This is a genomic window from Tautonia rosea, from assembly GCF_012958305.1.
GTDB lineage: Bacteria > Planctomycetota > Planctomycetia > Isosphaerales > Isosphaeraceae > Tautonia > Tautonia rosea.
On sequence record NZ_JABBYO010000011.1, the window covers coordinates 154,050 to 168,092 of the forward strand.

General features: G+C 66.9%; 9 protein-coding genes and 1 pseudogene. 4 read left to right on the forward strand and 6 right to left on the reverse strand.

All coding sequences use genetic code 11. The features are described 5' to 3' along the window. Positions 1–11: 11 nt before the first annotated feature. Complete coding sequence (locus HG800_RS19435) at positions 12–1,415, forward strand: BNR-4 repeat-containing protein (RefSeq protein WP_169978542.1); 1,404 nt, start codon at positions 12–14, stop codon at positions 1,413–1,415. 53 nt (positions 1,416–1,468) lie between these two features. Here the strand turns inward: HG800_RS19435 and HG800_RS19440 are convergent, their stop codons facing one another. Beyond that, positions 1,469–1,759 (reverse strand): putative quinol monooxygenase, encoded by a 291-nt coding sequence (locus HG800_RS19440; protein ID WP_169978544.1) that lies wholly within the window; start codon positions 1,757–1,759, stop codon positions 1,469–1,471. Positions 1,760–1,848: 89 nt separating this feature from the next. Further along, on the reverse strand, positions 1,849–2,853 hold the full coding sequence (gene ilvC / locus HG800_RS19445) for a ketol-acid reductoisomerase (protein ID WP_169978546.1): 1,005 nt from the start codon (positions 2,851–2,853) through the stop codon (positions 1,849–1,851). A 383-nt stretch (positions 2,854–3,236) separates the two neighbouring features. Here ilvC and HG800_RS19450 point away from each other — a divergent pair. Next, positions 3,237–3,947 (forward strand): annotated as a pseudogene (locus HG800_RS19450) (DUF4058 family protein); the annotation flags it as partial. Positions 3,948–4,004: 57 nt separating this feature from the next. Here the strand turns inward: HG800_RS19450 and HG800_RS19455 are convergent. Both HG800_RS19455 and HG800_RS19460 read right to left on the reverse strand, forming a co-directional pair. Then, complete coding sequence (locus HG800_RS19455; RefSeq protein WP_169978550.1) at positions 4,005–7,586, reverse strand: protein kinase domain-containing protein; 3,582 nt, start codon at positions 7,584–7,586, stop codon at positions 4,005–4,007. After that, positions 7,583–8,209: a sigma-70 family RNA polymerase sigma factor gene (locus tag HG800_RS19460; RefSeq protein ID WP_169978552.1), complete on the reverse strand. Its 627-nt coding sequence runs from the start codon at positions 8,207–8,209 to the stop codon at positions 7,583–7,585. Before HG800_RS19460 ends, HG800_RS19455 begins: the two co-directional genes overlap by 4 nt. Positions 8,210–8,519: 310 nt before the next feature. Here HG800_RS19460 and HG800_RS19465 point away from each other — a divergent pair, with 310 nt between their 5' ends. Together HG800_RS19465 and HG800_RS19470 are read left to right on the forward strand one after the other, a co-directional pair. Further along, positions 8,520–9,557, forward strand: coding sequence for a PEP-CTERM sorting domain-containing protein (locus HG800_RS19465; RefSeq protein ID WP_169978554.1), 1,038 nt, complete (start codon positions 8,520–8,522; stop codon positions 9,555–9,557). A gap of 82 nt (positions 9,558–9,639) precedes the next feature. Beyond that, the gene (locus HG800_RS19470; protein WP_169978556.1) at positions 9,640–10,260 is read left to right on the forward strand and encodes a Uma2 family endonuclease; all 621 of its coding nucleotides are present in this window, start codon (positions 9,640–9,642) and stop codon (positions 10,258–10,260) included. A 22-nt stretch (positions 10,261–10,282) separates the two neighbouring features. On the opposite strand, the gene HG800_RS19475 is transcribed toward HG800_RS19470, so the two are convergent. Then, positions 10,283–12,658, reverse strand: a complete 2,376-nt coding sequence (locus HG800_RS19475) for a CRTAC1 family protein (RefSeq protein ID WP_169978559.1) — start codon at positions 12,656–12,658, stop codon at positions 10,283–10,285. A gap of 35 nt (positions 12,659–12,693) precedes the next feature. Beyond that, positions 12,694–13,293, reverse strand: coding sequence for an acetolactate synthase small subunit (gene ilvN / locus HG800_RS19480; protein WP_169978561.1), 600 nt, complete (start codon positions 13,291–13,293; stop codon positions 12,694–12,696). Between the last annotated feature and the right edge of the window lie 750 nt (positions 13,294–14,043).

Here is a 14,043-nt window from a genome sequence, read left to right on the forward strand (position 1 = left end):
GGAGAAGATCCATGCGGTTGGCCCGACGACTGGTGACGGGAGCGGTGCTGGTGCTGGCGGTGATGGTGGCGGACGGAATCGGGCAGGATGAGCCGGGAGCGTTCCCCAAGGCGGACGGATACCGGGGCATCTGGTACTCCAACCAGCCGTCGAATGATGAATACAAGTACAAATACAGTGGAGGATTCGCCACGTATCCACAACAACACATTCCGATTGCGATTTATGCCGAGGAAGTCAAGACGACCTTCTTCGTCTTTGGCGGCCGCCCAGCCGATGAGAACCGCCTCTTCATCATGGTCGGCGCGTATGATCACGCAAGTGAAACGGTCCCGCGGCCGACGATCCTGCTCGACAAGAACACAACCGATGCACACGACAACCCGGTGCTGAGCCTCGACGACGAGGGGCATCTCTGGGTCTTCTCGAACGCCCACGGCACGGGAAGGCCGGCGTTCGTGCATCGAAGCGTCAAACCGTATGACATCGACGCATTCGAACTCGTCAGCGAGACGAATTTCTCGTACGGCCAACCCTGGTTTCTCGGCAAGGGGGAGGGGTTCCTCTTTCTGCACACGCGGTATCAAGAGGGCCGACGCATCCTGCACTGGATGACTAGCCCCAACGGCCGGGAGTGGTCGGAACCCCAACCGCTTGCGAGCATGGCCAAGGGGCACTACCAGGTGAGCTGGAGGCACGGCAAGACCGTCGGCACCGCCTTCAACTATCACCCCGAGCCCGTGGGCCTGAACGCCCGGACGAACCTCTATTACGTGCAGACCGACGACGCCGGTACGACGTGGACCACCGTAGACGGATCGCCCGTCGAGACGCCGATGACCGACCGCGATCATTCTGCATTGGTACATGATTACGAATCGGAGAATCTACTCGTCTATTTGAAAGATCTGCAATTCGATGCCGAGGGCCGCCCGATTCTCCTCTACCTGACGACACTCGGATACGAGTCCGGCCCCGACAACGGCCCGAGAATCTGGCAAACGGCTCGATGGACCGGCTCGAACTGGGAGATCCGGCCCGTCACGACCTCGGATCACAACTACGATTTCGGCTCCCTTTACGTTGAAGCTGACGGAACCTGGCGGCTCATCGCCCCGACCGACCCCGGCCCGCAGCCCTTCGGCACGGGAGGAGAGATCGTCATGTGGACGAGTACGGATCAGGGAGCGACCTGGAATCGGATCAAGATCCTCACGAGCGGCAGCGCGTTCAATCACACGTATGTGCGGCGTCCGGTGAATGCTCATCCGGAGTACTATGGCCTCTGGGCCGACGGCAGCGCCTGGGAACCGTCCCCCTCGTCGCTCTACTTCACCGACCGGGACGGCTCGCGCGTCTGGCGATTGCCGACGGTGATCGAGGGGGACCGAGCCCGACCCGAGGTGGTGCGCTAAGTCGTCACCTGGCCAGACTTCAGGGGCCGGCGGGTCGGCCCCTGACGAGCGATTCACACCTCAAGCGGTTCGTACAGCTCAGGGGTGCGGCTCTCAAGCAAAGGAATCAGGCCGTTTGTGACGTACTGGGCGAAGTGCAGGGCGGCGCGGTGGGCGTCAAGGGCGGCCTGGTCGTCGTACTGTTCGTAGAGGAAGAAGCGGCGGGGGTCGGTGGTGGAGCGGTGGACGAGGTACATCCGGCAACCGGGTTCGGCCCGGGTGGCGGGAATCAGGTCGCGGAAGTAGGCGATGGCGTCTTGCTCGCGGCCTTCCTTGACAACGTAGGTGACGGCGACACAGATCATCGGCACGCGCTCCCCGAGAGTGAAGGCACCGCGACTCCGCCCTCCCTGGCTTCGATCGGGAGGGCGGCCTGAGCGGGTCAACTCGACGCTCAAACGGACTTCGAGTCGATCCAGGTCATGAGGCTGCGGAGGCGCTTGCCGACCTCTTCGACCGGGTGCTCGCGTTCGACGCGGCGGGTGGCCTTGAAACCGGGCTGGCCGGCGCGGTTCTCCAGGATCCACTCGCGGGCGAACTGGCCGGTCTGGATCTCGTGGAGGATCTTCTTCATCTCTTTACGAGTCTCCTCGGTGATGATCCGGGGGCCTCGGGTGTAGTCGCCGTACTCGGCGGTGTTGGAGATGCTGTAGCGCATGTAGTTGAGGCCGCCCTGGTACATCAGGTCGACGATGAGCTTCAGCTCATGGAGGCACTCGAAGTAGGCGCTCTCGGGCTGGTAGCCAGCCTCGACGAGGGTTTCGAAGCCCATCTTCACCAGGGCGGAGACGCCGCCGCAGAGCACAACCTGCTCGCCGAACAGGTCGGTCTCGGTTTCCTCGGCGAAGGTGGTTTCGAGGACGCCGCCGCGAGTGCCGCCGATCCCCTTGGCGTAGGCCAGGGCCAGGGCCTTGCCTGCTTCGGAGCAGCCGTCGCCGGTGGCGATCAGACAGGGAACGCCGCCCCCTTTTTCGAACTCACTGCGGACGAGGTGGCCGGGGCCTTTCGGGGCGACCAGGGCGCTATCGACTCCCGAAGGGGGCTCGACCTGGCCGAAGTGGATGTTGAACCCGTGCGAGCAGAGAAGCAAGTTGCCCGCCTTGAGGTTCCCCTTGATGTCACGGTTGTAGACGTCGGCCTGGACCTCGTCGGGCAGGAGGAGATTGACGAGGTCGCCGGCCTCGGCGGCCTCGGCGGCCGAGACGGGCGAGAAGCCATGCGAGACGGCCAGTTCGTAGTTCTTCGAGCCCGGCCGCTGCCCGACGACGACGGTGCAGCCCGAGTCTCTCAGGTTCTGGGCGTGGGCGTGTCCCTGACTGCCGTAGCCGATAATGCTGATCGTCTTGCCTTTGAGCAGGCCAAGGTCGGCGTCCTGGTCGTAATACATCGTCGCCGGCATGGGCGGGTGTCCTTCTCTCTCAGTCGGAGTCTGGCAGCAAGGTGCACGAAACGGTGGGATGCGGTCGCGATGGTGTTCATCTATGTTCGTCGCGCGCGGTCGAAGACCCGCCCGCGCAGCCGCGCGACCTTTGGGAGGATGTCTTACCATAACAACGGGTCGGATCGCCAGATGGGTCATCCGCCCGGAGGCCGATCGACCAATGGCCCGGTCTCTGCGCGGAGCAAGTCGATGGTGAAGGTCGATCGGCTCTTCGCTCGCGTCCGACCGACTCGAACCGATAGAATCAAGGTCATCGGGCCGTGCGTTGGCCTTTGCAGGAGAATCGGATCATGCCGGTACACGACTGAACTCGCGTCGGTGCGGGGACGTTCCACGCCTTTCATACAAATTGGATTGGTCGTCTGATGGAGGCCCTCAACCAGTGCCTCCCGGAAGGGTTCTATGCCCTGGCCGAGCAACATGCCGGGACGATGATCGCCGACATCCTGACTCTCCAGGCGCCGGGCTCGAAGACGGTCGATCCTCCCGAGCAGGGGGCGATTGCCGTCGCGGTCGCCCCTCCTCGAACGCGGCGACGGCTGATCCCCCCTCCCTCGGCGACCTATCGGGCCGAACGGAAGTCGATCGCCATTCGCCACACCAGCGGGCACCGGCTGGTGGCCCTGGTCGAGATCGCCTCGCCCGCGAACAAGGACCGCAGTTCGTCGGTCGAGGAGTTCTCCGAGAAGATCGTCTCGGCGCTGAAGGCGGGGGTGCATGTCCTCCTGATCGACCTCATCCCCCCCGGTCGGCACGACCCGACCGGGCTGCATGGCGCGGTCGGGTCGGACTTTGCTGGAGCGCCAGACGAACTCGACCCCGAGGCCCCCTTGAGCCTCGCCTCGTATGTGGCCGCGGGGCCAACGCGGCTCGCCGAAGCCTTCGTGGAACCGGTTGCCGTGGGGATGCCCCTGATCGACATGCCCGTGTTTCTCGATTCGGGGAGGTATGTTAACGTCCCCCTGGAACCGACCTACGAGGCGGCCTATCGCGGCATACCCGGCTTCTGGCGAGAGGTCATCGAGGGTCTTCGTGATCCCGAGCCAGCCTGAAAATCGTTCAACAGGCGGGGGACGGACGGAACGACGCCGGCGGAGCTATTCCAGTGGTCAGGGCGTGGTGCCCCCCGGCCCTTCGGTACGCCAGAGGAACACGGAGCCGTCGTGGACGGTGCAGGTCAGGGAGGAACCATCGGGAGAGAAGGCCAGGCCGTTGATCTGATCGCGAGGCCCGTCGAGGGTGAGCAACGACTGGCCGGTGACGGGGTCCCAAAGGCGGACGGTGCGAGCGCTGCCAGCGGCGGCGACGAGGGAGCCATCGGGAGAGAAGGCAACGGCGCGGAGCTCGCCGTCGAGATCGCGGATCGTCCGGACGAGTTCGCCGGTGCTCGGATCAACCAGCAGCAGGTGGCCATCGTTGCTGGCCACGGCCAGGGTCGAGCCGTCGGGCGAGGTGGCCATCGCCAGCGGCTCGAAGGGCAGCTCGATCGACCGCAGCTCGCGACCCTCGTCCGCGTTCCAGAGCCTGAGCCGCCGGTCGAGAGACGCGGTTGCGATCGTCTCACCGTCGGGCAGCACCGCTGCGATCACGCGGCCGGGCGTCGCCTGGCCTTCAAGGACGAGTCGGCAGGCCCAGGTACTTGTGTCCCAGACGCGGGCCGTGCCGTCGTCGCTCGCCGAGATCAGCAAGCGGCCGTCGGGGCTGAAGCCAACGGTGCGGACCTTGGCCGAGTGGCCCGGCACGTCGGCGACGAGGCGTCCGGTAGCCGCCTCCCAGACCCGCAGATTCGCGTCTTCGCGGAGCGCGCTTGAGGCGAGCAGCCGGCTATCGGGGCTGAAGGCCAGGGCCGAGACGGTGGAGGGATGGGCCTTCCAGCCGAGGGCCTCGTGGCCGGTGGCGACCTCCCAGAGGCGCAGCGGCCTCGGGTCATCCGGCTCATCGGCCCCGGTGGCGAGCCATCGGCCGTCGGGGCTGAAGGCGACGGCCCAGGCCTCGTCCTCGTGCCCGGCCGGGCCGGGGGCCTCGGGAGGTGGGTCGAAGTGCCAGCGGATCAGGTCGCGGCCGGCCTGGAACAGCAGCGACCGGCCGTCGGGTGCGAAGGTGAGGAAATCCGACCGGACCGGGCCGCCGGGGAAGGTGGCGACGACCTCTCCGGTGGCGACCTCGCGGATTTCCAGGCGGGAGAAGGCGCCCTGCCCCTCTCGAGGGGCGAGGGCGATCCGGGAGCCGTCGGGGCTGAAGGCCAGCGGGAAGAGGTAGGGCGTATCGGACGGCTCGGGGTCGAGGAGCACCCGGAGCCGGGGCTCGCCGTCGGGGCGATCCCAGAGGAAGACGCGGCCGGTCGGGTGATCGACGACCGCGAGCGTCCGGCCCGAGGGGTCGAAGCGCACCGGATCGGCGACCTCCTGGATGGGGAACTCGCCGACAATCGCGCCGGTCTCCGTCTCGACGAGGAGGTTCGGGGCGTCGAGGGCCCCGATCAAGGCAAGGCGTCCGTCGGGGCTCAGATCAAGCCGATACACGCGCGTCCCACCGTGCGCCACGGCCACCTCGCGCAGGATCGCGTCGGTGCGGGCATCGTGGGTTCGGAGCAGGCCGTCGGTGAGGATGACGTACCGATCAATGTCGGGAGCGGTCCCGAGGCCCTCGATCGGGCCAAGGTCGGCGATCTCGACCAGGGGCTCCGCGCCGTCCGGATCGAGGCCGAGCACCAAGGCGCTGGGCTTCCAGCCCTCGTCCACCGAGACGACGAGCAGGCGTTCCCCCCCGCAGAGGGGGAGGACGTTGGTGATGAACTGACCGTCCCTGGCGTCGAGCCGTGCGACGCGGCGGCCAGTGGCGATCTCATAGAAACCCAGGGGGTAGAAGTGCAAGAGATTGCCCCCCACCGGCTCCACTCCCTCGCGGATGGCAAGGAGCCCGTGGCCGATGGGGATCGGCGTCGTGAAGAGCCATCGGCCGATGTCGAACATCGTGCGGCCGGTCGAGCGACCGGCGATCGGGTCGCGGGTAATCAGGACACCCTGGCGGTCGATCGTGACAATCCGGCCGTCGGCGTCGATGGAGAGGGAGGCAAGGTCGGCGTCGTGGCCGCGGAACACCTCGAACTCGCGGCGGGCCGTGTGGGCGAGGTAGTTGGCGACGAAGTCGAAGCCGGGTTCAGACGTGGGGCCGCCGACAGCGGCGACCTCGTCGAGGATCTCCTGGGCACGCTCGGTCTGCTCTTGACCGAGCGCATCTCTGGTCTGGCGGAGGAGGGCCGCGAGCAGGTGGCGACGGGCCAAGCGGCGCTGGGCGTCGGCCTCAATGCGCTGGGCGTCGGCCTCTGCGGCGGCGAGGCGGGCACGCTCGGCGTTCCGGAGGGACTCGGCCGCATTGTCCTGGGCCTCGACGGAGTTGCGGTCGGCCCGGTCGCGTTCGGCGCGGAGCCGGGAGTTCGAGGCCGAGACACCGACGATCGCCGCCACCAGAAGCCCGATCGCCGCGGCGCGCCAGGGATGGCGCCGGGTGGCTTTCCAGGCCCGTTCGGGGACCGAGGCGCGGCGGGCGAGGATCGGCCGGCCGTCAAGGAAGCGGCGGAGATCATCGGCCAGGGCAGCGGCCGAAGCGTAGCGTCGCCAGGGCTCCTTGGCCAGGCAGGCCAGGGTGATCGTCTCCAGGTCTTTCGGAAGCCCCGGCCGAAGCGACCGGGGCGCAACGACCTCCTGCTCCAGGACCATCCGAATCGTCTCGGGGTTCGACTCCCCCCGGAACGGCGGCCGGCCGGTAAGCAGCTCGTAGAGGATCGCACCCAGGCCGTAGACGTCGCTGGCCGGACCGACTTCGCGGTTGCGCCCGGCGGCCTGCTCGGGGGCCATGTAGGGGGGCGAGCCGATCGGGACGCCGCTGCCGGTCTCGTCGCCGGCCTCCTCGACGATCCGGGCCAGACCGAAGTCGGTCAGCTTCGGAACGAAGCCGAGCCCGGCGACGCCGTCCCCGCTCGCCTCGGGCCAGAGCAGGACGTTCGACGGCTTCAAGTCGCGGTGCAGGATGCCGCGCTCGTGGGCGTGTTGCACCGCATCGGCCAGAGCCAGGGCGATCGCCGCCGCCTTCCGAGGCGTAATCGGGCCGTCTCGGCTCTGCAGCCAGGCCGAAAGATTCGGTCCTCGGCAGAGGGCCGAGGCGATGTAGCAGGACGACCCCGCCCGGCCGGCCTCGAAGACCGGGACGATATTCGGGTGGTCCAGGCCGCCGGCGGCTCGGGCCTCGCGGAGGAACCGCTGCCTCGGTTCCGGGAGGCCCAGGGCCGCAATCGCCGGCACCTTCAAGGCCACCGCGCGACCGATCCGAGAGTCGAACGCCTCGAAGACGATGCCGAACCCGCCCCGGCCCACCTCTCCCCGAATCGCAAAGCGGCCGATCGTCCGGGGCACGGCCGGGGCATTCTCTCCCCCCTGCCCCTCGTCGTCTCGGTCCCGGTCGCGGTCCCGATCGCCCCGGGGCCAGACCTGCTCGACCAGGGAGAGACATCGGAGCAGGGCGTCGATTTCCTCCAGGGCCGCAAGATCTTCCTCCAGGGTCGAGAGGTCACCGTACTCCTGGCCGCCGGTCGCGTCGTCGAGGCGGCCGGAGCGGGCCATCGCGGCATCCTCGGCGAGCAGGGCGGCAAGGATGCGGGGATCGACGGGCGAAGGGTCCTCACGGGGGGTCATGGCCTGCCCTCCAGGGCCTCTCGGAGCCGGATCATCGCCCGGCCCCAGCGCTTGCGGGCCGCTTCGGCCGAGATCCCCAGCCGATCGGCGATCTGCTCGAAGGTCTGGCGCTCCTCGTGATGCCAGCGGACAAGGTCGCGGTCGGACACCGGCAGCCGGTCGAGGACCTCCAGGAGTATCGCCTCCAGCTCGGCTCGCATGGCCTTCGAGGCAGGGGAGCTGCTGGGATGGACCAGCTCGGGGGGGAGGTCGCCCCCGGCCGGGTCGGGTTCTCCGAGGGGAACCTCGCGGTCGACTCGCCGCTTTTCGACGTCGAGATAAGATCGGCGAACCATCGCCAGACGGTTACGGAGGATTACCAGGATCCAGGCGCGCCACTGGCCCCGGGTACGGCCCCGAAACTGGTCGAGCTGGCGGACCGTATCGACCATCGCCTGCTGGACGATGTCCGACGCGCCGACCTTCGCCCGCAGCAACGGCGGGAGCCCCCGCCTGGCGATCCGGACCAGCTCGGCTCGCATCGATTCGAGCAGGCCGGCCAGGGCCTCGGGATCTCCCACACGCGCGGCGGCGTAGTTCGAATCAATGCGTCGAGAGCGATCATTCGATCGAGAGCTCGTCATGGTGCGATCGCTCCCACTCCTTCTCAACATGTGCACAGATTCGGCCCTCACATGGCCGACCCGAGCAGTATGGAAGCGATCCGGTCCGACGATCAAGCCCCAAGACCCCTTCGAAGGTCCGCAGGGAAAAAAATCGACATCCGGCCCGTCCGGTCGGCCGCCTCTCTGCATCTGAACCCAGGGGGAGAACTCTCCGCCGCCGCTCTCGCAAGTCGAGGGCGGACCGGTCGCCCTGCGCTCTCGAAAGGCCGGACGCCACCCCGATGGCGATCGGCAACGGACACACACTTCAACAAGGAACCCTCGCGTGATGCACCACGGATCCCTCCACCCCGCCCTCATCTCTCTCGTCCGCGACCGGACCCGGATCGCCCCGGCCCTGCTGGCCCTCGCCGCGCTGGTCGCGGCCGCGCCGTCGACAACGCGCGCCGAGGTCATCAATATCACCTCCTTCAGCCTCCCCGGCACGGTGAGAACGACAATCCAGGACGTGAATAACGCCGGGCAGATCGTCGGCGACTTTCGGTCGGCGCCCGGCCAGTTCATTCAGCCGTTCATCCACGACCTGAACACCGGGGGGACGACGACCTTCACCATCCCCGACTCGACGAACATCGTCGCGGCGGGCATCAACGACCTGGGGCAGGTCGTCGGCCTTTTCCGCTCGGCCACCGACAACACCCTGGTGCGGGGCTTCCTGAAAGACGGCTCGACCATCTCGGTCATCCAGGTGCCCGGCAGCCCGAACACCTACCCGATCCGGATCCGCAACGACGGCCTGATCGTCGGCCGATTCGACGACCCGAGCGGCTTCCGCCAGGGCTTCTTCTACGACGGCTCGACCTTCACCCCCTACGCGGTCCCGGGCGCCCTCTCCACGGAGATCGACGCAATCACCAGCACCGGCACGTTCATTGGCAACTATCGCGACGCCTCCGGCAGGTCCCTCGGCTTCATCGACGACGGGACGACCTTCACGACCCTCGCCGTGCCCGGTGCCGGTGGCTTCACGAACGCATTCGACATCAACGAGTCGGGCCTGATCGTCGGCAGCTTCGTCGATTCGCTCAACCGCACCCTCGGCTTTACCTACCTCGGCGGCCGCTACACGACCTTCGGCGTCTCCAATCCCAACGGGGGCCTTTTCGATACCTACGCCCTGGGAGTCAATGACTTCGGCAAGATCGTCGGCTTCTACTTCGACGAGAACGGCAGGCAGCATGGTTTCACCGCCCAGTTCATCCCCGAGCCGTCGAGCCTCGCCCTGGCGGGCATGGGCGGGCTGGGGATGATCGGCATAGCGGTGCGGAAGCGACGGTCGGCGTTGAAGAGGTCGGCGACGGCGTGATAGGCTGACGATCGCGGGGGCCGGCCGCCGGAATCGGGGCGGCTGGCCCATCTTCGACACACCTCCGACGCGGGGACGATCGATGAGCCACGCCCCGACACAGCGACGGGCCGGCGAGCCGGCCTGGGAGATCGCCCGGCTGTTCCCCAATCAGGGGGGGTGGTCGGAGCAGGAGTACTTCGACCTGAGCCGGGGGAACCGGCTCGTCGAGTTCTCGGACGGCTTCGTCGAGGTGCTGCCGATGCCGACCCTGACCCATCAATTGATCGTTCAGTTCCTGTTCCTGGCCGTCCGACAGCACGTGATCGAGCGGGGGGTCGGCGGCCTCGTCCTCGTCGCCCCGTACTGCGTCCGAGTGGCCCCAGAGACCTACCGCGAGCCGGATCTGATGTACCTGGCCCAGGAGCGAGCGGCTCGGGCCGAAGAGCGGTTCTCCGAGGGGGCCGACCTCGTCATGGAGGTCGTCAGCGAGTCGAACCGCTCGCACGATGTGGAGACGAAACGGATCGAATACGCTGCGGCGGGTATCCCGGAATACTGGATCGTCGACCCGAAGGAAGGCCGCATCCTCGTGCTGGGGCTGGAGCCAGGTGCATCGAGCTACGTCGAGCACGGCACGTTCGCCAGGGGGGAGCGGGCGACCTCTCGTCTCCTGCCGGGGTTGGTCGTCGACGTGGCCGAGGCGCTGACGGCTCGCGGCTGAATCGACGGCGGATGAACCCCGGTCACTCGGTCCCCTCGACCACCTCGATCACGCCGTCCATTGGCACGTTGTCCAGGACCTGCGACATCGAGCCGGTCACGGGCCATCGGATCGTGATCGACTCGATCGCCGAGGCGTGGCCCAGGCCGATCGTCTGGCTCAGGGCGTTGCCGCTGAAGCTGGTTCCACCGGAAACAAGCCGGTGCAGCGATCGAGTCGAGCCGTCGGGGTCGCGCAGGTCGATCGTGAAGCGAGCCCCCAGGGCCGAGCGGTTCGATCGGGTGCCCACCAGTTTGAGCGTCAGCCAGTGGTGGTCGTGGCCGGGGTTCTGAAAGAGGGCGTTGTACGAGCGATCGCCCGGCACCGCGCCACCAAGCTGGACGAAGAGATCGGCGGCACCGTCGCCATTGAAATCGGCGATCGACACGCCATGCCCTTTTTGCAGGTGGCCGGTCCCGCTGGAGGCGGTTGCGTCGACAAACCGACGGCCGGAATCGTTGCGCAGGAGGACGTTGGGCATCAGGTACGAATAGCCGGGCCGTCCGGTCGCGAGGTAGAGGTCGAGGAAGCCGTCGCCGTCGAGGTCGCCGATGCTGGAACCCATCGGCAGGAAGACGTGATTGAGGCCGAGCGGAGCGGCGAGGTCGGAGAACGAACCGTCGCCATTGTTCCGATAGAGGCGGAGGTGCCGGGAGGTTGGTTCTCCAACCTGATCGAACACGAAGCCGAACAGATCGGCCGAGTAGTCGGTGACGAACAGGTCGAGGTGGCCATCGTTGTCGAAATCGAACCAGCCACACGAGAAGCTGTCGATGGGCCCGAGCACACCGGCCTCGGGGGCGATGTCCTCGAAGGTGCCGTCGCCAAGGTTCCGGTAGAGACGGTTCGGCACGGCCATGTTGGACACGTAGAGATCGGGCCATCCATCGTTGTCGAAGTCTCCCCAGCTCGCACCCTTGGCGTATCGAGCGTTGGTGACTCCCGCCTCGGCGGTCACGTCGAGGAAGGTGCCGTCGCCAAGGTTCCGATAGAGACGAGAGCGGCGTTGATCGGCATCGCCTCGGAGGGCGTCGGGGGCGAGGAATAATCGGGAGGCGTCGAGATCGCCGCCGCGTGCTTCACCGCAGACGAACAGGTCGAGGTGTCCATCGTTGTCAAAATCTCCCCAGGCAGCCGACTGGCTGGCGATCGGATCGGCAAGCCCAGCGCGGGCGGTCACGTCTTCGAATCGCTCGCCGCCGAGGTTGCGGAGCAAGGTCATCGGCGCGGGGTTCTCCCAGCCTCCTCGAAGCAAAATGACATCCAGGAACCCGTCGTTGTCGAAATCGGCATGAGCACAATTGACGGCAAGCACATACGAATCGAGCCCGAATCGCGACGAGGCATCGGAGAAGGTGCTGTCGCCGTTGTTCAGGAAGAGGCGAGGGCCGAGGTCGGTTTCGTAGCTCGTCCAGAAGAGGTCGGGTAGGTCGTCGCCATTGAAATCGTCGAAGACGCTGCCGCCGGCCATGTCCGGCCCGGCCGAGAGCAATCCGGCGGCCTCAGCCACGTTCGGGAACCGAGGGAAGGTCTGGTCGTCGTCTCGGGTCGGCAGGGGCAAGACGCGGCGGTCCTCTCCCGAGGTGTTCCGGCCAAGCAGGTCGAACGCCAGTTGCAAGACCCAGTGCATCGCCAGGTCATCGGGCCGCTGGCGAAGGTATTCCGAGAGCCAGTCGGCTGCCTCGCTCGCTCCATCGGGCAGAAGGTGAACAGCCCCCGGCGCGATCGGCCAGAGGCAGGTCGAGGGGCCGACGCAACCGATGCAATTCTCCGTCTCGCCTCGGCGAAGGGACGCCACCCCTCGAAGGGCCAGCAGATTCTGCCTCAGGCCGACCGAAACGAGCGGATGCTCGGCCGACTCCGAGGCCCGATCGAGCCACACCTCGGCCTGGTCAAACGCCCCTTCGTAAAGCCACAGGATAGCGATATCGCGCTCGATCGTCGAGCGGACCTGCGGCGCATCGAGGCTCTCCGGGTCGATCGCCGCGAGCTGCTTCTGAAGCGCTTCGATTCCCCTGCGGTTCCTCCCCCGGATCGACGCGACCACCTGATCAAGATCCCCTCGATCGCTCACCGGCCCGCTGAACCTGCTGGCCAGAGTAAAGCCGCTCTCGTCGATCGGCTCCGTTCCGTAGGGAGGGATCGTCAGGTAACGCTCGGCGACCGAGAGAGAGGGGGCGTCCCCGACTGTTCCGGCACGGGCTCCATCCATGTCGATGCCGTTACCGATGCCTTCGACCGGAGCCGGAGCCGGGTCTGCCCCAGGCTCCGGCGGCTGATTGCATCCGAACGACAGGCCGAGGACCACCAGGGCCCCGATCGCGATCAAGGTCCGAGCATGACGACCGCAATAACGCATCGGACCTCCCTGGCACTTCGAGCGCAGCGGGTCGCTCAGAGCTGCGAGTGGCCGACGACTTCCTCGGGCTCGTTGTCGGTGTCGGACTCGACGACCTCGCCGGGGGCGGTGCGCACGGGGCGGCTGGAGCGGACCAGGGCAATCCGGCCGGTCCGGGCGAGTTCCCGGATGCCGTAGGGGCGCATCAGCTCGATGAAGGCCTCGACCTTCGACTCCTGGCCGCTAACCTCGATGATCAAATGCTCGGGGCTGACGTCGACAATCCGGCCGCGGAAGTCCTGGACCAGGCCGCGCAGCTCGGCCCGACGCTCGGGAGAGGCATCGACCTTGATGAGCATTAGGTCGCGCTCGACGAACGCCTCTCGGGAAATGTCGATGACCTTGACGACCGTAACGATCTTCTCTAGCTGCTTGCGAACCTGCTCCAGCTGGCTATCGTCGCCGATGACGACGAAGGTGATCCGGGAAAGGTTCGGGTCCTCGGTCTCTCCCACGGCCAGGCTGTCAATGTTGTAGCCTCGCGAGGCCAGCATCCCGGAAATGTGGGACAGCACTCCCGGCTGGTTCTGGACCAGGGCGCTCAGCACGTGGCGATGGCGGTGGCGGTCGCGGGCCGGGCGGTTCGTCTCGGACATCGATTCCTCTTCGAAAGGCGGTGCGGCCGACCCGTATTGGATCTGGCGAGCCGATCGACCGGGCGGCCCGAGCCGCTCCTGAGACGCCGATCTCGCCGAATGGCCAGGCCTGGGCCATCGCCGCGTTCTTGATTCGTACGGAACACACGCGTGCTCGACGGTCGAGAAGCGTCAAGGATGGCCGAGGTCGTGTCGACCCCACCCAACCCCTCTTCTCCGTTTCTCCCCGCGATCGTGCTCTTTAGTCTACGAGCCTCGTTCCCGGCCTCGCAAGGCCGAGCGTCGAAGTCCGTTCGAGGCTCGACACCACCCCGGCACACTCGGTTCGGACCGACGAGGCGTCCGACTCCTTGATCGAACGATTTTTCTGGTGCCTTCGTATCGGACAGAAACAGGGCGGAGACGCGCTCGTTGAGCCAGTTCCGTCGTTGCCTTGACGACTCGATCGGACCAAACACGGTTGCACGGTCATCCGCTGCTCGACGCCCGAGTTCTCAGCGTCGGCCCGGCTCTCCCGCCGCCCTGGAAGCTCGATCGGACGGCCGAAACGACTGGAGACCGTTGCGAAACCGAGGGGCTCGTCACTAAGATAAACACCCCACACCGGTCCGACGAGGCCTCTTTGGTCGAACGGCTCTGCGCTCAAGTGGTCCACGGGGGCCGATCGTCATCTGCACGGTTGGCGTTCCCGACCCTTCGAGCCGAGCATGCCTCGTCGAGCCGGGGCGTCCACGCCCTGACACCAACCCA

Excerpts from the sequence above, each read along its gene's own strand:
- HG800_RS19435 (WP_169978542.1), top strand. The coding sequence starts at position 12 with ATGCGGTTGGCCCGACGACTGGTGACGGGAGCGGTGCTGGTGCTGGCG.
- HG800_RS19475 (WP_169978559.1), bottom strand. The coding sequence starts at position 12,658 with ATGCGTTATTGCGGTCGTCATGCTCGGACCTTGATCGCGATCGGGGCC.
- ilvC (WP_169978546.1), bottom strand. The coding sequence starts at position 2,853 with ATGCCGGCGACGATGTATTACGACCAGGACGCCGACCTTGGCCTGCTC.
- ilvN (WP_169978561.1), bottom strand. The coding sequence starts at position 13,293 with ATGTCCGAGACGAACCGCCCGGCCCGCGACCGCCACCGCCATCGCCAC.
- HG800_RS19440 (WP_169978544.1), bottom strand. The coding sequence starts at position 1,759 with ATGATCTGTGTCGCCGTCACCTACGTTGTCAAGGAAGGCCGCGAGCAA.
- HG800_RS19470 (WP_169978556.1), top strand. The coding sequence starts at position 9,640 with ATGAGCCACGCCCCGACACAGCGACGGGCCGGCGAGCCGGCCTGGGAG.
- HG800_RS19460 (WP_169978552.1), bottom strand. The coding sequence starts at position 8,209 with ATGACGAGCTCTCGATCGAATGATCGCTCTCGACGCATTGATTCGAAC.
- HG800_RS19455 (WP_169978550.1), bottom strand. The coding sequence starts at position 7,586 with ATGACCCCCCGTGAGGACCCTTCGCCCGTCGATCCCCGCATCCTTGCC.
- HG800_RS19465 (WP_169978554.1), top strand. The coding sequence starts at position 8,520 with ATGCACCACGGATCCCTCCACCCCGCCCTCATCTCTCTCGTCCGCGAC.